The organism is Arthrobacter sp. B055-34 (genome assembly GCF_059090425.1).
This window is the reverse complement of the sequence record NZ_JBNHFQ010000004.1, coordinates 135,945-155,440: the sequence shown is the minus strand read 5'-3', so window position 1 is coordinate 155,440 and position 19,496 is coordinate 135,945. Positions and strand designations below refer to the sequence as shown.

At 64.5% G+C, this 19,496-nt stretch carries 15 protein-coding genes; 2 read left to right on the top strand and 13 right to left on the bottom strand.

Annotation, left to right across the window (positions count from 1 at the left end):
• Positions 1-55: 55 nt before the first annotated feature.
• Complete coding sequence (locus AC5RWO_RS09195; protein ID WP_498731106.1) at positions 56-1,528, top strand: GH1 family beta-glucosidase; 1,473 nt, start codon at positions 56-58, stop codon at positions 1,526-1,528.
• 71 nt (positions 1,529-1,599) lie between these two features.
• Here the strand turns inward: AC5RWO_RS09195 and AC5RWO_RS09190 are convergent, their stop codons facing one another.
• Positions 1,600-1,728 (bottom strand): hypothetical protein, encoded by a 129-nt coding sequence (locus AC5RWO_RS09190; protein WP_498731105.1) that lies wholly within the window; start codon positions 1,726-1,728, stop codon positions 1,600-1,602.
• 21 nt (positions 1,729-1,749) lie between these two features.
• The gene (locus tag AC5RWO_RS09185; protein WP_498731104.1) at positions 1,750-5,058 is read right to left on the bottom strand and encodes a hypothetical protein; all 3,309 of its coding nucleotides are present in this window, start codon (positions 5,056-5,058) and stop codon (positions 1,750-1,752) included.
• Positions 5,059-5,750: 692 nt separating this feature from the next.
• On the opposite strand from AC5RWO_RS09185, the gene AC5RWO_RS09180 reads away from it, so the two are divergent.
• Positions 5,751-6,131, top strand: coding sequence for a VOC family protein (locus tag AC5RWO_RS09180; RefSeq protein WP_498731103.1), 381 nt, complete (start codon positions 5,751-5,753; stop codon positions 6,129-6,131).
• Positions 6,132-6,299: 168 nt separating this feature from the next.
• Here AC5RWO_RS09180 and tuf read toward each other — a convergent pair whose 3' ends face one another.
• From tuf to pcaC, 11 genes are all read right to left on the bottom strand, one after another.
• Positions 6,300-7,490, bottom strand: a complete 1,191-nt coding sequence (gene tuf, locus AC5RWO_RS09175) for an elongation factor Tu (RefSeq protein ID WP_139005740.1) — start codon at positions 7,488-7,490, stop codon at positions 6,300-6,302.
• Positions 7,491-7,716: 226 nt separating this feature from the next.
• Positions 7,717-9,831 (bottom strand): elongation factor G, encoded by a 2,115-nt coding sequence (gene fusA, locus AC5RWO_RS09170; protein ID WP_498731102.1) that lies wholly within the window; start codon positions 9,829-9,831, stop codon positions 7,717-7,719.
• A gap of 84 nt (positions 9,832-9,915) precedes the next feature.
• The gene (gene rpsG, locus AC5RWO_RS09165) at positions 9,916-10,386 is read right to left on the bottom strand and encodes a 30S ribosomal protein S7 (RefSeq protein WP_139005738.1); all 471 of its coding nucleotides are present in this window, start codon (positions 10,384-10,386) and stop codon (positions 9,916-9,918) included.
• 1 nt (position 10,387) lies between these two features.
• Positions 10,388-10,762 carry a 30S ribosomal protein S12 gene (gene rpsL / locus AC5RWO_RS09160; RefSeq protein ID WP_074701279.1) on the bottom strand — a complete coding sequence of 125 codons (375 nt, stop codon included), beginning with the start codon at positions 10,760-10,762 and terminating at the stop codon, positions 10,388-10,390.
• A 266-nt stretch (positions 10,763-11,028) separates the two neighbouring features.
• On the bottom strand, positions 11,029-13,134 hold the full coding sequence (locus AC5RWO_RS09155; protein WP_498731101.1) for an acyltransferase family protein: 2,106 nt from the start codon (positions 13,132-13,134) through the stop codon (positions 11,029-11,031).
• Between the two features lie 72 nt (positions 13,135-13,206).
• On the bottom strand, positions 13,207-15,318 hold the full coding sequence (locus AC5RWO_RS09150; RefSeq protein WP_498731100.1) for an acyltransferase family protein: 2,112 nt from the start codon (positions 15,316-15,318) through the stop codon (positions 13,207-13,209).
• 123 nt (positions 15,319-15,441) lie between these two features.
• A complete protein-coding gene (locus AC5RWO_RS09145) occupies positions 15,442-16,230 on the bottom strand; it encodes an IclR family transcriptional regulator domain-containing protein (RefSeq protein WP_498731099.1) in 789 nt (262 codons plus the stop codon).
• A gap of 35 nt (positions 16,231-16,265) precedes the next feature.
• Positions 16,266-16,907, bottom strand: coding sequence for a 3-oxoacid CoA-transferase subunit B (locus AC5RWO_RS09140; protein ID WP_074701277.1), 642 nt, complete (start codon positions 16,905-16,907; stop codon positions 16,266-16,268).
• Positions 16,904-17,602, bottom strand: a complete 699-nt coding sequence (locus AC5RWO_RS09135; protein ID WP_074701276.1) for a 3-oxoacid CoA-transferase subunit A — start codon at positions 17,600-17,602, stop codon at positions 16,904-16,906. Before AC5RWO_RS09135 ends, AC5RWO_RS09140 begins: the two co-directional genes overlap by 4 nt.
• Before the next feature lie 21 nt (positions 17,603-17,623).
• Positions 17,624-18,829, bottom strand: coding sequence for a thiolase family protein (locus tag AC5RWO_RS09130; RefSeq protein ID WP_498731098.1), 1,206 nt, complete (start codon positions 18,827-18,829; stop codon positions 17,624-17,626).
• A gap of 187 nt (positions 18,830-19,016) precedes the next feature.
• Positions 19,017-19,442 (bottom strand): 4-carboxymuconolactone decarboxylase, encoded by a 426-nt coding sequence (gene pcaC, locus AC5RWO_RS09125; protein WP_498731097.1) that lies wholly within the window; start codon positions 19,440-19,442, stop codon positions 19,017-19,019.
• Between the last annotated feature and the right edge of the window lie 54 nt (positions 19,443-19,496).

The following is a 19,496-nucleotide window of genomic DNA, read 5'->3' as shown; positions in this document are numbered from 1 at the left end:
TTCTGATTATCGACGGCTCTTCCGGCCGCCGGCGGCTTGATCTAAGGACTTGATCATGGGCATGACACCGCAGAGCCTGGCAGCACTGATCCCGCCCGACTTCACGCTGGGAGTTGCCACGGCCGCCTTTCAGATTGAAGGTGCCGTGGCCGAAGACGGCCGCGGGCCCTCGGGTTGGGACGCCTTCTCCCAGCAGGAAGGCCACATCGTCAACGGTGACCGGGCCGACGTCGCCTGCGACCACTATCACCGGATGCCCGAAGACGTCGAGCTGCTGCACGCGCTCGGCGTCGACTCGTACCGTTTCTCTCTTTCCTGGCCGCGTATCCAGCCCGACGGCCGCGGTCAGGTCAACCAGGCAGGCATCGATTTCTATGACCGGCTCCTCGACCAGCTGCTCGAGCGCGGAATTTCACCCATGTGCACGCTCTACCACTGGGACACCCCACTGCCGCTCGAGCAGGCCGGTGGATGGCTCAACCGCGAGACCGCATATCGGCTGGCTGACTTCGCCGGGCTCGCCGCGGAGGCCTTCGGTGACCGGGTCCACCGCTGGGTCACTATCAATGAACCCACCACCGTAACCCTCAACGGCTATGCCCTGGGCATTCATGCCCCGGGTTATCCGGGCCTGTTCGAAGCCTTGCCCGCAGCGCACCATATGATCCTGGCCCACGGGCTAAGCGTCCAGGCACTGCGCAGCGCCAACGTCCCGGGCGAGGTAGGCATTACCAATGTGTACTCGCCCGTTGTCTCCGCCCGCGGCGGCTTTGCCAACGACCTGATGGTGGAACTCTTCGATATCCTGCACAACGCGATGTTCTCGGACCCAGTGCTGCTCGGCCGGTACTCGGACTTCAATCCGCTGCTGACGCCGTTCCTGCACTACCTCACGGATGTTTCCGCGGAAGACCTGGCGATCATGAGCCAGCCCTTGGACTTCTATGGCCTCAATTACTACTTCCCGACCCGAATCGCGCCCGGCCCGGGGCCTAACACCGGCCCGCATGCCATCCCGGAGGGAGTTCCGGAGCATATGCTCGAGGACAGTCCGGACCTTCCCTTCCACATCACCGGTTGGCCTCAGTACGACCGCACGGCCTTCGGCTGGCCGATCGCACCGGAGTACCTAGCAGTGGCCCTGACGGAAATGGCCAACAGGTATCCAGGGTTGCCCCCCGTCTTCATCACTGAGGGCGGCGCAAGCTTCCCCGATGTGGTGGTCCAGGATGCACTGACATCGGAGCCGCACGTTGCCGATGTAAACCGGATCAATTACCTCGGTGACCATTTGGCGGCTGCCTTGAATGCCACCGCACCCGGCGGCCCCGCCGAATCGATCGACCTGCGCGGCTATTACATCTGGACGCTGATGGACAACTTCGAATGGGCCGCCGGTTACAGCCAGCGTTTCGGCTTGGTTTATGTGGACTTCGAAACCCAGCAGCGCATCCCGAAATCCTCCTATAACTGGCTCCAGGAAATAACGTCGCTACGGGCAGCTGACACCAGCAGCCTCCGGCGCTGAGGTGCCGGCACGGCAATCTGCAGCCTCCAGCCCGGCACCGACCCGCGCTTGCGCCTTGAGCCCGTGCGCGCTTAACGTTCGCCGTCCTGGTTGGCGCGACGGATCCGCTTGGCCCGGTCGATTTCATGCCGAAAGTACTTGCGGCCCCACATGGCGGCCCCGGCCACGGCCACCACAATGCCGATTACGATCCAAAACACTATCCACTCCATGGTCCGATCCTACTGCCGCTCCGCGTCCTGCTTACCGTGCCGCATCAATTTCCAGACGGCGAAGGCCAGCAGGGCCAACGCGGCGACGGCCAGCAGCAGGAAGGTGAAGCCGCGCATAAACCACAGCAGAGCCAGGGCAATACCCACCTCTCCCCATACGGTGAACAGTTTGCGCGACAGCATGACTCCCGCGACGAGCAGCCCGCCATGGCCCAGCAAGGCCCAGACCTGCTTGCCGGCGTCGCTCAGAATAATCGTTCCGAAGCCGGACAGCGACAGCCCGCCGGCTGCGACGGCCAGCACAATCGTGCCGCGTTGATCCCGACCGCGGACGAACTCGTAGGCAGCCACCAGAGCGCCGGCAACCACCCACCATTGCAACGCCCAAAACGGATCGATCCAGCCCGCGGCGACCGCATAGAGACGTTGCATAGCGAGGACGAACACAAAGAAGGCCCCCTCAGCCGCCGCCTCGCGCGCCCGCTCCGGAGTTTCAATCACGACCAGAGCGGCTGCCACGATGATGGTTAAGGACGCCGCAATAGCAGTGGGTCCGGGGAAAATGGCAAGCAATGAAACCAAGCCGAGCACACCAAGAGCCATACCTGTCAGGATGACCGCCCGCACCGGATCCGCATCTTCCCGTTCACGCAGCGTGAGCCGGAAGCCATATAGCAGCACAGCCGTGAGCCAGGCTGCGGCCAGCCATTGTGCAGGCCCGCTGGCAAAGTCCAGCAATGCCGATTCCTGCAGTCGCTGCATCAATGCAAGCGCGGCTGCGAGGACTGAAACGGCACCACCGGCGTAAAGCCAAGGCAGCTGCTCGCGGTGCGAAAGTACGAAGAACAGCACCGCTGCCCCGAGCAAGGCCACCGGCGTCATCCAGGCATCTTCCACCAGCGACAACGCCAATGCCTCCAAGGTGAAAACAGCCGTGGCGGCAAGGAGCAGATAGCGCAGCCGCTCCCCCGGCCTGAACACGCGCAGAACTGCAGCAACGGTCCCGATCAGCAGTGCTGCCACCGAGCCGCCCTCCGCGGACAGCAGGGCCGGCAGCCATCCCGTGTCTGCCAGCGGAGCCGCATCGGTGACCGCGGCAACGAGCGCAGCCAGGCCGTACCCGCTGACGTACCCGCTGGATCCGGCGCCCTGCCGCTGCCCGAACCGGGCGGCGGCAACGGCGATCAACAGGAGCAGCTGCAGTACGACGACGCCGCGTTGCGGCGCAGCAACTGCCGCGGCATATACCCATGGCAGAACCGCGAGCAGGGCAAGCCCCAGCCACGCAGAAACCCTTTGCAGCCCGTACTCCCCCAGCCGCCGCCGGATGAGCAGCCGCGCGGTTTCCTGGAGTGCAGTTGTACACGCGACGAGGACGAAGAGCACATGGATGCTAACGTCCAGATCCTGCCCGACCAGTGCCACCAGTCCGGTCAGCGACAGCTGGGCCGCGAGCAGATACATGCCCTTACGCCCACGGTTGCGCAAGACGGCGGCCATGGCCGCGGCGTAAACCAAGGCAACGCCGACCAGGATCTCGTATCCCCGGATGCCGAGGAAGGATGTTCCAAGTAACGCCCCTGCGGCCAGGACGACGGGGGCCAGCGGTTCCATCAGTCCGACCGGCGCATCCAGCGTGGTCTCTGCCCGTCTTTCGGATTTGGCGGGATCGTGCCGGACCCGCGGCGTCAGCATAAAGGAAGACGCCACACAGGCGGCAGTCCAGGTCCAGAACGCCACATACCCCAACTGGACGCCGCTGTCTTGAAGACCCGGGTCTGCGGAGAGTTCCGCAGCTACGAGCCCGCAGGTGGGCCCGAAACCTAGTGCCGCGGAGACGAGCACGGTCAGCCGGGGTGCCGCACTGCCGACGCCGCGGTCCAGCAGCACGGTGCTGGCGACCTGATTCGCCACGAAGCCCAGCGCCAGGACGAGCAAGGCCACTCGTCCTGTCAGGTCCTGCTCCATGCCCAGCTGGGGCAGATGGGTCAGGGCCGTGATCGGCAATAGCAGCGTCGCCGCGCCACGCGCCGCAGACACGGCCCAAAGCCGGTCTTGGCCGGTCGATGCCCGGATGCGGGCCAAGAGATAGGCCAGGGCCAAACCCAGTAGCAGTTCCTGCCGCCACGGGTTATGCCACTCCAGCAGGACCACGGCTAAAAGGACAGGCAGCACTATCAACGGCTCAGTCCAGCCACGGAATTTCCACGCGATAGTGAAGGCGGAAGCGGCAAGGACCAGCAGCATGAGCACCGGCTCCGGCCCCGGCCTGCCTGCCGCGCCGATGCCATCAAGGATCTGGAGCAAGGTCAGCAGTATCTGGAGGACGACGACCGTTCCCAGATCAATACGGAAGATCGATTCGGCCGGGCCGGAACCGTCCGACGTCCGGTGCCGCACCCACGGTTGGTCCTTGAGGAACCGAAGCCAGACCGGGCCGAAAACCGCCATCGCCGCAGCCTGAAGCGCCAGCGCTGTGGCCACAGTGAACAACGCCCAGGGCCAGCTGCCGCCGGCGGCCACAACTAGATACATGGCAGCCAAAGTCACCGCGATGCGGAGTCCGTAGGTGTTGGCCAGTTTGTCCTGCCCGCCGCCTGTGAACAGCATGGTCCCGTAGTATCCCGTCGCCATAGCGAGCAGCAGCGCGTAGTCTCCCGCCTGCAACTGGTCCCCTACGAAGAACGCGGCCAGCACGGCTAGGGGTGTGAGGTAACGGTGCACCTCTACCAGGGCCGCGGAATACACGCCAGGCATCCACCGAGGGTGGAAGTAGGAGACGAGGCTGAACCCGACCGCCAGGGCAATGGACAAGGTGAAGTACCAGACCAGCGCACCGCCCAGCACGGCTACAGCTGACCAAGCGATGGAGATAAAGAATGGCAAGCTCAGGTACGCCACCACCCGGCTTTGCATCCGCACGGCGGCGTAGGCGTAGGCCGCTGTGCCCACCAGTGCCGTAATCAGCCAGCTGCTGGCGGCATCGGCGAGGACGAAGTTGTACAGCGCCAGGCCTGCCACTGGCAGCAGTGCCAGTCCGGTACCGGTGAAGGCCATGCCGGCCGGGCGCAGCCGTGGTGCTCGCGAATAAACGCCCAAGCCGGCAGTGTAAAACAGCAGGGTCACGGCAAATATCGTCACCGCACGGGCACCGGCAGGCACCGCGGAGCCGATGAACAGCGCCGCCGCGGCCACTAGCAGCAGGCTCGCAGAGTAGAGGGTGATGTTGATATTGCGCAGGTCCCGCCGCTGCTTAGCCCGCACCCGCTTTCGTTCCTCCTCTTCGCGGTGACGCGCGGCCACTGCAGGATCAAGCACGTGAGTCTGCTCCGATCTTCCGGACGGAGCGATATCGGGCCCCAAAGCGTTCGGCACGGGGTGTTGCCCTGGCATGGGACCATATCCGGGCAGAGGTTGTCCCCGATGAACGCCGGGCTGCTGCCCGTCGAGAGGCACCTGCGGTATGTCCTGCGAAGGCGGGCTAAAAGCGGGACTGGGCTGCACCGTCGTAGTCTGCGGTGACGGCGCCAGCTGCGTGGGAACCGGTGGCGGCGGTGCCTCGCCAACGGACGCGGCTGGAACGCCGGCCGGCTCCATTGCTGCCTGTGCATCAAGGAATCCCTGGCGGTAGCCCTCCTCATACACCTGGGCCGGCGGAGGCAGCTTGGCCGCCCAATTTCCCGGGGTTTCTCTGGCACCGGCATTGCGAAGGCTGCTGAACCATCCCGCAACAAACGCCACGCCGGCCAGCACGATGACCCCAAATAGCTCCATATCCCCCGGACCTCTTCATTTTTTTGAGACTGTTCCGCCAGTATATGTAGCCACATGGCGGGGCAACGCAGCTGCATTCCATGGCTGTGGATATCCAGCAGCACGTCCGCGGGCAGGGCCGTTTCAACCAGTCCGGTGCATGCTGAAATTTGTCGCTGTTGGGCCGGTCCGAAGAGCGCCGGAAAGACTATTCTGTAGGTGTCCGCACGCCGATTGCACGAAGGGAGTTGGACGCAGTGCTCAGCACTACCAAAATGACCGCGGTCCTGCCCGTGAAAGATCTGGACCGCGCACGCGATTTCTACGAGAAGTCCCTAGGTCTCGAACCCCAGGGCCTCATGGATGACGACACCTTCATTTTCTCCACCGACGGAGCTACCGCGCTCGAACTGCTCCGGCGGCCGGATGCCACTCCGTCGCAGAACACTGCCGTGAGTTTCGAGGTAGCCGATCTGGAAGCAGAGATGAAGGATCTCGAGGGCCGTGGCATCAAGTTCGAAGACTACGACCTGCCGGGTCTGAAGACCATCAACCACATCGCAACCAGCGACAATCTCCGCTGCGCGTGGTTTGCGGATCCGGAAGGCAACGTTCTCTGCCTCCACCAGCCCGTCTGAGAGGAGTCCTGCCGGCACGCACCACTCCGACCAGCCGGAAATATTCCGGATCAGCCGGAGCGGGCCACGAAAGTTAAGACAGAAAACCCCCGCTGCATGAACAGCGGGGGTTTTCCTGGTCTCATTCCGGTGCAGTTGCACCGGGCCGATTACCCAAGAACCAAGTAATTACTTGATGATCTTGGTAACGCGACCGGATCCAACGGTGCGGCCACCCTCACGGATAGCGAAGCCGAGGCCCTCTTCCATAGCGATCGGCTGGATGAGCTCAACGGTCATCTCAGTGTTGTCGCCGGGCATAACCATTTCCGTGCCTTCCGGCAGGGTGATAACGCCGGTTACGTCCGTGGTACGGAAGTAGAACTGCGGGCGGTAGTTCGAGTAGAACGGGTTGTGGCGGCCGCCTTCATCCTTGGACAGGATGTAGACGTTGGCCTCGAAGTCGGTGTGCGGGGTGATGGAACCCGGCTTCACAACAACCTGGCCACGCTCTACGTCTTCGCGCTTGATACCGCGGAGCAGCAGACCACAGTTCTCGCCGGCCCATGCCTCGTCGAGCTGCTTGTGGAACATCTCGATACCGGTAACCGTGGTCTTCTGGATCGGACGGATACCGACGATCTCGACCTCGGAGTTGATGGCGAGGGTACCACGCTCGGCGCGGCCGGTAACAACGGTACCGCGGCCGGTGATGGTGAAGACGTCCTCGATCGGCATCAGGAACGGCTTGTCCTTGTCGCGGACCGGGTCCGGAACGTTTTCGTCGACGGCTTCCATCAGGTCCTCAACGGACTTGACCCACTGCGGGTCGCCTTCCAGAGCCTTCAGGCCCGAAACGCGGACTACCGGAGCGTTGTCGCCGTCGAATTCCTGCGAGCTGAGCAGTTCGCGAACTTCCATTTCGACGAGGTCGAGGAGCTCTTCGTCTTCAACCATGTCGGACTTGTTCAGCGCGACCAGCAGGTAGGGAACACCAACCTGGCGGGCCAGCAGAACGTGCTCGCGGGTCTGAGCCATCGGGCCATCGGTAGCGGCAACCACGAGGATTGCGCCGTCCATCTGAGCTGCACCAGTGATCATGTTCTTGATGTAGTCAGCGTGACCGGGAGCGTCTACGTGTGCGTAGTGGCGCTTCTCGGTCTGGTATTCGATGTGCGAGATGTTGATGGTGATACCGCGCTGGCGCTCTTCCGGGGCAGAGTCGATAGCTGCGAAGTCACGCTGCTCATTGAGATCGGGGTACTTGTCATGAAGCACCTTGGAAATAGCAGCGGTCAACGTGGTCTTACCGTGGTCAACGTGACCGATGGTGCCAATGTTGACGTGCGGCTTAGTCCGCTCGAACTTTGCCTTCGCCACGGGTTCCTCCTAGAACGTTTTGAGAAGAATTGCTCTTCGGTAACGCTTTTCGTTACCGAAACCTGAACAAGTCTACTTCGGGCTTTTGTATTTGGTGAAATTACAGATTTCTTCAGGTACCGGCAACTTGCCGTTACCCTCGGCCTGCGGTGCAGCGGGCCGTCCACCGGAGTGACCGGCCCACTGCGTTTGGTGTTGCCCCGGCGAACCGGGACGCTACCGGAACTTACTCGCCGCGCGTCTTCTGGATGATCTCGTCGGCAACTACCTTCGGGACCTCAGAGTAGCTCTCGAACTGCATCGAGTACACAGCACGGCCCTGCGTCTTGGAACGCAGGTCGCCGATGTAGCCGAACATTTCGGACAGCGGCACGTTGGCGCGGACAACCTTCACACCCGAGGCATCTTCCATGGACTGGATCATGCCACGGCGGGAGTTCAGGTCACCGATGACGTCGCCCATGTATTCCTCAGGGGTACGTACTTCAACGGCCATCAGCGGTTCGAGCAGGACCGGGTTGGCGCGCTTGACGCCTTCCTTCAGCACCTGGGAACCGGCGATCTTGAACGCCATTTCCGAAGAGTCGACGTCATGGTAGGCGCCGTCAAGCAGAGTGGCCTTCACGCCGACCAGCGGGTAGCCGGCCAGCACACCGAGCTGCAGGGCACTCTGGATACCTTGGTCCACCGAGGGAATGTACTCGCGGGGGATACGGCCACCAGTGACCTTGTTCTCGAATTCGTAGAAGACGCCTTCGGAAGTATCCAACGGCTCGAAGGCCACCTGGACCTTTGCGAACTGGCCGGATCCACCCGTCTGCTTCTTGTGGGTGTAGTCGACCTTGTCGACGGCCTTCTTGATCGTTTCGCGGTACGCCACCTGCGGCTTACCGACGTTGGCCTCAACCTTGAACTCGCGGCGCATGCGGTCCACCAGGATATCCAGGTGGAGCTCGCCCATGCCGCCGATTTCGGTCTGGCCGGTGTCTTCGTTCAGGCTGACGGTGAACGTCGGGTCCTCAGCGGAGAGCTTCTGGATAGCCGTGGACAGCTTCTCCTGGTCACCCTTCGTCTTCGGCTCGATGGCCACGAAGATCACCGGCTCCGGGAAGGACATCGATTCGAGGACGATCGGGGCATCGGGAGCACACAGGGTGTCGCCGGTGGTGGTGTCCTTGAGGCCGATGACGGCGTAGATGTGGCCGGCATGCAGCTCGTCGACCGGCATTTCCTTGTTGGCGTGCATCTGGAACAGCTTGCCCAGGCGCTCCTTCTTGCCCTTGGTGGAGTTCAGCAGCTGCTGACCCGCCACGGCCTTACCGGAGTAGACGCGGATGAAGTTCAGCTGACCGAAGAACGGGTGAGCGGCGATCTTGAACGCAAGTGCGGAGAACGGCTCGTCCTCGCTCGGCTTACGCGTCAGTTCCTTTTCCTCGTTCTGCGGGTCGTGGCCGATCATCGACGCAACGTCCAGCGGGGAGGGCAGGTAATCGATGACGGCGTCCAGCATCGGCTGCACACCGCGGTTCTTGAACGCGGAACCACAGAAGACCGGGTAGATCTCCGAGTTCACGACCATCTTGCGGATGCCGGCCTTCAGCTCCTCGATGGTGGGCTCTTCGCCCTCGAGGAACTTGTTCATCAGCTCATCGGAAGATTCTGCAACATCCTCGACCAGCTTGGCGCGGTATTCCTCGGCCTTGGCCTGCAGCTCCGCCGGAATCGGGCCGGTCTCGTAGGCGGCACCCATGGTGACGTCACCCTTGGCATCGCCGGGCCAGGTCAGGGCCGTCATGGTCAGCAGGTCCACAACACCGACGAACTCGCTCTCGGAGCCGATCGGCAGCTGCATAACCAGCGGCTTGGCACCCAGGCGGTTGATGATGGTGTCAACGGTGTAGTAGAAGTCCGCACCGAGCTTGTCCATCTTGTTGACGAAGCAGATACGCGGAACTTCGTACTTGTCGGCCTGGCGCCACACAGTCTCGGACTGCGGCTCGACGCCTTCCTTGCCGTCGAACACTGCAACGGCGCCGTCGAGGACCCGCAGGGAGCGCTCGACCTCAACCGTGAAGTCCACGTGGCCCGGAGTGTCGATGATGTTGATCTGGTTCTGGTCCCAGAAGCAGGTCACCGCGGCAGAGGTGATGGTGATGCCGCGTTCCTTTTCCTGCTCCATCCAGTCGGTCGTCGAAGCACCGTCGTGCGTTTCGCCGATCTTGTGGCTCACACCCGTGTAGAACAGGATGCGCTCCGTAGTGGTGGTCTTGCCGGCATCGATGTGGGCCATGATGCCGATATTGCGGACCTTATTAAGGTCGGTAAGCACGTCGAGTGCCACAGTTTCTCCCTTTTTAGGTGAGCCACAACCAACGACGGCGGTGGGCAGCTGAGCCAGCCAGCCGCCGTCGTCGGTAGCGGTTTTTTACCAGCGGTAGTGAGCGAAGGCCTTGTTGGACTCGGCCATCTTGTGGGTGTCTTCGCGACGCTTCACAGCGGCACCCAGACCGTTCGAGGCGTCCAGAATCTCGTTCATGAGACGCTCGGTCATGGTCTTCTCGCGGCGGGCCTTGGAGTAGCCAACCAGCCAGCGCAGGGCCAGAGCCGTGGCACGGCCCGGCTTGACCTCAACGGGAACCTGGTACGTGGCGCCACCGACACGGCGGGAGCGGACCTCGAGGGTGGGCCGGACGTTGTCCATGGCCTTCTTCAGAGCGGCAACGGGATCGCCGCCGGTCTTGGTCTGGACACCTTCAAGGGCACCGTAAACGATGCGCTCTGCGGTGGACTTCTTGCCGTCGACCAGAACCTTGTTGATCAGCTGGGTGACCAGGGGGGAACCGTGGACGGGATCTACAACTAGCGGCCGCTTGGGGGCCGGACCCTTGCGGGGCATATTACTTCTTCTCCATCTTCGCGCCGTAGCGGCTACGAGCCTGCTTGCGGTTCTTCACGCCCTGGGTATCGAGTGCACCACGGACGATCTTGTAGCGGACACCCGGCAGGTCCTTAACACGGCCGCCGCGAACGAGCACGATGGAGTGTTCCTGCAGGTTGTGGCCTACACCGGGGATGTAGGCGGTAACTTCGATGCCACCGTTGAGGCGGACACGGGCTACCTTACGAAGAGCGGAGTTCGGCTTCTTCGGGGTGGTGGTGTAAACGCGGGTGCAGACGCCGCGCTTCATGGGGCTGCCCTTAAGCGCGGGCGCCTTGGTCTTATTGACCTTGGGTGAGCGGCCCTTGCGGACCAGCTGGTTAATCGTAGGCACTTACGTGATCTCCGTTTATCTAGGCTTTGCCCCGCCACTTTTGCGAGGCCAGGCACTTTCCAGTCGTCTCCACGCCTACTGCGGATTGAAACGACCGTAGGCATGCAAAGGTGTGGCATTCACCGCGCAAGAACCCCGCGGACCGGAAACAGGCTCCATCCCCAAATTCCCAACCTGCGGAAACTTCGGAACGGCCTTCATCCACTGCCACACAAAACAATCGGGTAATAGTCTATCAGAGATTAACGAAGCATCTGACAGCAGGTTCACTGCGCCTCTTCCATGGCTGCCAGCAGCTCTTCCTCGAGCCGGGGCACCAGCGTCTTCATGTAGGTCCTGGTGATATGGTTCTTGTCCGCGTAGAGCAGCACGTTGCCGATCACGGCCGGGCAGGAATCCTCTCCGCAGAAGGCGTCCGAGAGGTCCAGCACCCGCGCCCGGGGTGCCAGTTCCGCGGCTTCCCGCGTGAGGTCCTGGCCGTCGAACCCTTCGCTGCGCGGCTGGTTGCACTCCTGCGGTTCCTCATAGGACTGCGCGACACAGTCCGGAGCGATGGCCCCTTCGCGCGGCCGCGGCGTATCCATCAGTGGATAGACCTCGATTCCGGCGTCGGCCAGCGCGTTCCAGTTCTCGGCAAAGCCGGCAGCTCCCGGGCGGTGTCCGGTGCCGGAATCCACGAAGTTCACGTTGGCGTAGTAGGAGGTCACGACGGCGTCCACGTCTCCCCTGTCGATGATCCGGTCCAGGGTTTCGCGGTTTGGCTCGGTGCACTGCAGGTCCTCGTCCCGTTCGGCCACCCGCATTTCCGTGGTGAAGGGGCACGAGTTGTGCAGGTACGTCACCAGCCGCCAGTCCTGTTTTTCGGCAACCGGCTCCAGCGCGGCAAACCATTGCGCGGCGTGCGAGTCCCCGACCAGCGCCACGGTCTTCGCCGCGTCCTCGTCCCCGAATTCGCATTCCTTCGTCTCCGGATCCGATGCCAGCGAGGCGCAGTCGCCGACGTCGAAATTATCTTCCTTCGCCAGACTGGGGTCCGGCACGATCACCTCGGACTCAGCGGCGAACGCGCGGTCCGCGGCGGGTGACATTGCCTCGGCGCCGAAGTCCTCGGGAGGCGCGGCCAGCAGTGCCGATGTCTGGACCGCGCGTTCCGCCAGGATCCGCTCCTGCTGGTTGCCCGGGACGAAGGCCAGCGTGCCCACCAGCGCGGTGGCCGCGGCTCCCGCGGCCAGCGGGCGCCAGGCCTGGGTATTGAGCCAACCGAAGCGGCGCACCGGGGTTTCCACATAGTAGTAGCTCAGCGCGGCGAGGCCGAAGGACGCCGCCAGGAGCGCCAGGCTGGCCACCGGCCCGGGCTCGCTGCCGGCCACCGTCTTGTAGAAGACGATCAGCGGCCAGTGCCACAGGTAGAGGGAGTAGGAGATGTTGCCGGTCCATTGCACCGGTTTCAGGTCCACCAGCCGGTGCAGCGACAGCTCTCCGCCGGTACGGCCGGCGGCAATGATCGCCATGGTGCCCAGGACCGGGAGCAGCGCGGCGGTGCCGGGGAAGGGCGTCGACCCGTCCAGCAGGAAGGCCGCTGCAAGGATCATGGCCAGGCCCGCGGCCGCGAGGACGCTGCGCAGATGCGGCAGGCGGTCCGTGTAGGTCAGGGTGAGTGCCAGCAGCCCGCCAAGCCCGAGCTCCCAGATCCGGGTAGGCGTAATGAAGTAGGCAGCCGGGCTGCCGCCTGCGGTGTACCAGATCCCGAAGACCAGCGAGGCCGCGGTGACCAGCGCGAAAAGCAGGCCCACGCAGCGGGTGACCGAGTAACTCGCACGGCGCAACTGCCCGCCGGCCTGCAGTCGGGCGTTGGACCTGCGGACCAGGTAGGCCGCCAGCAGGACCAGCAGCGGCCAGAACACATAGAACTGCTCCTCCACCGCAAGCGACCAGAAGTGCTGGAGAGCGGTGGCGGATTCCGTGGCGGCCAGATAGTCCACCGAGTTGGAGGCCAAGGCCCAGTTCTGCACGTAGAAGGTGGAGGCCAGCGCCTGAATGCCGATCTGCGGCCACTGCGTCATCGGAGCGATCATCAGCGTGACCACCAGGACAACGACGACGGTGAGCAGCGCCGCGGGCAGGATCCGCCGGATGCGTGCGCCCCAGAAGTGGCGCAGCGAGACAGTACCCGTCCGGGCCACCTCGCGCAGCATGTGTCCGGTGATCAGGAAACCGGAAATGACGAAGAAAACGTCGACGCCGACAAACCCGCCGGGCAGCCACCGCGGCTCAAGATGGTAGACCACCACCATCAGGACTGCCAGCGCCCGCAGGGCCTGGATTTCGGGCAGGAACTTGCGTACTTTTCCTTCCGCCTGTTTGGTCTCCATGGGTGCTAAGTCAGTCATGCCCAGGTAAACAAACGGTGCACTCGACATGAACGCGGCATACTTCTGCTAGTTTCACTCCGCCTTGGCGGCCTCGAGCTCCTCCCCCAGCCGGTCGACCAGGGTCAGCATGTAGGTCCGGGTGACGTGGTTGAAGTCCCGGTAGAGCATGACGTTACCGATGACCATCGGGCAGGAATCCGCGCCGCAGAACTTGTCCGAGAGGTCGACCACCCGGGCCCGTGGCGCCAGGGCGGCTGCCTCGCGGGTGATGTCCTTGCCGTCGAAGCCCTCCGCCCGCGGCTGGCTACAGCGCTCGGGCTCGCCATAGTGCAGGTCCACGCAGTCCCGCGGGTCCGCTCCCGGCCGCGGTGCCGGCGTGTCCACGATCGGATAGACATCGATGCCGGCATCGGCCAGCGTGTTCCAGTATCCGGCTATGCCCGCAACTCCAGGACGGTGGCCGGTAGCCGTGTCCTCGAAGACCGAGGAGGAGAAGTAGGACGTGATGACCGCATCCACATCGCCCCGGTCGACCAGCCGCTGAAGGGTCTGCGCGTTGGGTTCGGTGCAGACGGATTTGCCCTCGGCCTCGAGCACCCGCCGCTCCGGCGTGAACGGGCACGAGTTGTGGATGTAGGTGACCAGGTTCCAGCCACGCTCCTGGGCCAGGACTTCCAGCGCGGGCGCCCACTGCCCCGCATGGGAGTCTCCCACCAGCGCAACGGTGGGTCCGCCGTCGTTCTTGCGGTAGTCGTATTCGCACTCCGGGGTCTCGGCGTCGCGCTGCTGCGCCACGCAGTCGCCGAAGTCGAACTCGTCCTCCACCGCCTTGTTCGGATCCGGCACGATGGCTTCGTTTGCGCCGGCGAAGCTCTTGTCGGCGCCGGGGTCCATCGCCTTCGCACCGAATTGCGACGGCGGGGCGTCCAGCAATTGCTGCGTCTGCACCGCGCGCTCGGCCACCAGCTGCTCGCGCTGCTGCCCGGGGGCCAGCGCCAGCGTCCCGATCAGGCCCATGGCCACAACGCCGGCGCCGATGGGACGCCACGGATGCGCCGACAACCAGCCGGCCTTGCGGACCGGGGTCTCGATAAAGTAGTAGCTCGCCGCCGCCAGCCCCAGCGAGGCGGCCAGCAGGAGCAGGCTCTCCCACGGGCCCGGCGGCCGGTCCGCGAGGGTGCGGTAGTACACCACCAGCGGCCAGTGCCAGAGGTAGAGGGAGTAGGAAACGTTTCCCAGCCACTGCACGGGCCTGCGGTCAATGACGGTGTGCAGCGACGCTGCGCCCGTGGTGCGGCCGGCGGCGATGACGGCCATGGTCCCGAGCACGGGCAGCAGCGCGGCAGCACCGGGGAAGGGGGTGGCGCCGCTGAAGGCCACGGCAGCGGTAAGAATGGCGGCCGCTCCGGCCAGCGCCAGGACCTTGCGGGTGCGCAGCCAGCGGTCTGTGTAGGTCAAGGTCGCCGCGAGCAGCCCGCCGAGGGCGAGCTCCCAGATCCGGGTGGGGGTGATGAAGTACGCGGCCGGATTGCCCGTGGCCGTAAACCAGATACTGAAGACCAGCGACGCCGCCGCCACCACGGCGAAGACCGGCACCACGGCAGGCAGTTGTCGCCCGTGTTTTCCGCGCCAGCGCCGGCCGAGCGCCACGGCAAGCAGCATCAGCAGCGGCCAGAACAGGTAGAACTGTTCCTCCACGGCCAGCGACCAAAAGTGCTGCAGCGGCGTGGCGCTGTTGCCGGCGGCCATGTAGTCGGTGGAGTCGGCGGCGAGCACCCAGTTCTGCGTGTAGAACGTGGAGGCCAGCGCCTGCGAACCGATCCTGCCCCACTGGGTCGCCGGGCTCAGCAGGAAGGTGGCCAGGCAGACCGCTGCGATGGTCACCAGGGCCGCGGGCAGGATGCGCCGGGCCCGCGCCGCCCAGAATGCGGACAGCGAGAGTCTGCCCGTCCGCCGGACCTCGCGCAGCATGTGCCCGGTGATCAGGAACCCGGAGATGACGAAGAAGACATCGACGCCGACAAATCCGCCGGGCAGCCAGCCGGGCTGCAGGTGGTAGATCACCACGAGGAGCACGGCAAGGGCGCGCAAGGCCTGGACTTCGGGCAGGAATTTGCGCCGCTGCGGCTTGGCAGCGGGCTGCTCTCCCCCGGGTTCGGCGGCTTGTCTGGTCGATTCAGGCATAGACAGCCAATATAACAAAAAGATAACAGGCAGGAGCCTGGCGCGGTCCGGATCGCCGGCGGAAAGGCATTGGATTCCGCCGCCGGCAGAAAACCGCCGGTAAAAAAAACCGGCGGCAGAAAGTTAGTGCTGAGCGCGCAGGGCGTCGGTGATCTTGGCGGAGACTGCCTGGAGTTTGGGCAGCGCCTCGAAGACGGCCTGGTCCAGGTCCGTGCCGTCGGCCAGCGAGGCCTGCATGGACATGTTCAGCGCGGCGACCACCGTGCCGTCCGGCTGGAGGATCGGGACGGCCACGGAACGCAGGCCGTTTTCGAGTTCCTGGTCCACCAGCGCCCAGCCCTGGGCGCGGACTTTGTCCAGTTCGGTGCGGAGCCTCTCGGGGTCGCTGATGGTCCGCGGGGTGAGTGGCTTGAGCTCTGCCCGGGACAGGTACTCGTCCAGCTGGTCAGCCGGCAGCCCGGCGAGCAGCACCCGTCCCATCGACGTGGCGTAGGCCGGGAACCGGGTGCCCACCGTAATGCCCACAGTCATGATCCGCCGGGTGTGGATGCGCGCGATGTAGACGATGTCATCGCCGTCGAGAATCGAAGCCGAGGTGGATTCGTGCAGTTCCTCGGAGAGCTCTTCGAGCAGCGGCTGCACCAGTTGGGGAAGGGACTGCCCGGCCAGGTAGGAGTATCCGAGCTGCAGCACCAGGGCCGTCAGCTCGAACACCCGCCCGTCCGTCCGCACGTACCCCAGGTCAACCAGGGTGTGCAGGAAACGGCGGGCCGTGGCGCGGGTCAGTCCCGTTCGTTTGGAGACCTCGCTGAGGGTCATGCTGATGTGATCGGCGTCGAAGGCACGGATCACGGCAAGGCCGCGGGCGAGCGACTGGACGAACTGGTCGCCCGGCAGTTTGGTCTCGGTCATCATTCCCTACTGCGCGGTGCGCAGGTCAGTTGCGGTTATTCAGCCGGAAGCAGTTTCACTTCCATCTTGGCCTGCAGTTCCTCGATGGTGGTTCCGAAGGTTTCGCGCACGCGGACGCCGTCCTTCGTAATCAGGAATACAGCCTCATTAGTGTATATCCGGGTCACGCAGTTCACGCCCGTCACCGGGTAGGTGCATTCCGGAACCAGCTTGGACTGGCCGTCCTTGGTGAACAGGGACATCATCACGTAGACGTCCTTCGCACCCGTGGCCAGGTCCATGGCCCCGCCCACGGCCGGAATGGCGTCCGGGGCGCCAGTGTGCCAGTTGGCCAGGTCGCCGGTGGCGGAGACCTGGAAGGCCCCGAGCACACAGACATCCAGGTGGCCGCCGCGCATGATGGCGAACGAGTCAGCGTGGTGGAAGTAGGACGCCCCGGGCAGTTCCGTGACCGGAATCTTGCCCGCGTTGATCAGGTCTTCATCGATCTCGTCACCCTGGGCTACCGGACCCATGCCCAGCATGCCATTCTCGGTGTGCAGGGTGATGTCCTGCTCCGGGGTCAGGTAGTTCGAAACCAGCGTCGGCTGGCCGATGCCCAGGTTCACAAAGGATCCGGGCTTGATGTCCTTGGCTACAAGTTGGGCCAGCTCGTCGCGGCCGATTTTCTCGCTCACTTGCTTACCTTCTGTTCTGCCGCGGCGGTTGCAGGCGCCGCAATCTTGACGACGGTGTCCACGTAGATGCCCGGGGTGACAACCACCTCGGGATCCAGCTGCCCGGTTTCCACGATCTCGGAAACCTGCACAATGGACTTCTTGGCGGCTGCTGCCATTATCGGGCCGAAGTTCCGGGCGGTCTTGCGGTAGACCAGGTTGCCTGTCTTGTCCGACTTCAGGGCCTTGATCAGCGCGAAGTCGGCGTGGATCGGCGTCTCGTAGACGTAGCCCCGCCCGTCGATCTCGCGGGTTTCCTTGCCCTCGGCGAGCATGGTGCCGTAGCCGGTGGGTGTGAAGAAACCGCCGATGCCGGCCCCGGCGGCACGGATGCGCTCGGCCAGGTTGCCCTGCGGCACCAGTTCCAGTTCGATCTCGCCGGCCCGGTAGGCGGCGTCAAAGTGCCAGGAGTCGGACTGCCGCGGGAAGGAGCAGATGATCTTCTTGACCCGGCGTTCCTTGATCAGCAGCGCCAGGCCGGCGTCGGCCTGGCCCGCGTTGTTGTTGACCACGGTCAGGTCCTTCGCGCCGCATTCGAGCAGCGCGTCGATCAGCTCCATCGGCTGGCCGGCGTTGCCGAAGCCGCCGATCAGCACGGTGGCGCCGTCATGAACGCCCGCCACCGCTTCCTGGGCTGTTTGTGCAATGTTGAGCATGCTCAAGCCTCTCTTGATTACTTACTTGGCGTTGACGTTTTCAAGCACGACGGCGAGGCCCTGGCCCACGCCGATGCAGATTGCGGCCACGCCCCAGCGCTGGCCGCTGGCCTGCAGGCGGCGGGCCAGGGTGCCGAGAATGCGGATGCCGGAGGCGCCGAGTGGGTGGCCGATGGCCACGGCGCCGCCCCAGGCATTGACGATCGCCGGGTCGATGTCCCAGGCGTCGATGCACGCCAGCGACTGCGCGGCGAAGGCCTCATTGAGTTCGACGGCGGCAACGTCGCCCCAGCTGATGCCGGCGCGCTTGAGGGCCTGGTTGGCGGCCTCGACCGGCGCGAACCCGAAGAACTGCGGCTCCAGGGCGGCGGCGCCGCGGCCGGCGATGCGGGCCAGCGGTTCCATGCCGAGCACCTCGGCGCCGGCTTCGCTGCCCAGCAGGGCCGCGGAGGCGCCGTCGTTAAGCGGTGAGGCGTTGCCGGCGGTCACGGTGCCGCCCTCGGGGCCGTCGCCGACCGGGCGGAACACGGTCTTCAGGCCGGTCAGGACGTCCGATGTACTGGTGGGGCGGATGCTCTCGTCCCGTGTGAGGTCGGTGCCGGGGACGGTGACCACGAGGTTCCCGTACTTGCCCTCGTTCCAGGCGGCGTCGGCCAGCCTGTGCGAGGCGGCGGCGAACTCGTCCTGGCGTTCGCGGCTGATGCCGTGGCGTTCGCGCAACTGCTCGGTGGCCTCGCCCAGCGAGACGGTCCACTCCTTGGGCATGTTCTTGTTCACCAGGCGCCAGCCGAGCGTGGTGGAAGCCAGCGTCATGTCGCCGGCCGGGTAAGGCTTGGCGGTCTTGGGCAGCACCCAGGGGGCGCGGCTCATGGACTCGACGCCGCCGATGAGCGTGACGTCGGCTTCACCGGCATTGATCTGGCGGGAGGCGATGATGGCTGCGTCCAGGCTGGAGCCGCAGAGGCGGTTCACCGTGGTGCCCGGGATGGAGGTGGGCAGGCCCGCCAGCAGGGTGGCCATGCGGGCCACGTTGCGGTTTTCTTCGCCGGCACCGTTGGCGTTGCCGAAGATGACTTCGTCAATGCGCTCCGGGTCCAGGCCGGGCGCCCGCGCTACGGAGGCCTTGACTACCTCGGCGGCCAGATCGTCAGGCCTGACGCCTGCCAATCCACCGCCGAATTTACCGAAGGGAGTGCGGATAGCGTCATAGAGGTACGCCTGGTTCACTACGGGCTCCTTAGACCGCGGCCCTTCACTCGGGGCGCGGATTCAGTCCCGGCCCCGGCCGCGCAGCCTTGCTCAGGATGTGCGGCCGGGCCGGATGAGGTGCTGAAAAAGTTCTCGCCTCTGTCCGCCGGCTGACCACCGGAATGGTGTTCGCTTCACGAACAGATGTACGTGATATGAACTATAGCTACTTCGCGTGATCCTCGTCAAGGGTGGCGAACACGCCTTGGGCCACCTTGAAGGCGACATTGGCAGCGGGAACACCGCAGTAAATGGCGGACTGGAGGATGACTTCCTTGATCTCGTCCCGGGTCATGCCGTTGGTCAGCGCGGCCCGCACATGCATGGCCAACTCCTCCCAGTAGCCGTTGGCGATCATGGCGGTCAGCGTGATGGCGCTGCGGGTGGTCCGCGGCAGCCCTTCGCGGGTCCAGATGGTCCCCCAGGCGTAGCGCGTGATCAGTTCCTGGAACTCCTGTGTGAATTCGTCGATCGAGCTGTTGGCCCGGTCCACGTGCGCATCGCCGAGCACTTCGCGGCGTACCTTCATGCCGCCGTCGTACACGTCCTGCTGGGTCTGGGCCGGATCGAATGTCGGGGTTGTTTCGCTCACCGGTGGTGCTCCTTGTTGGCTTGGTGGTGGTAGTTCTCTTCAGGTGGCTTGGCT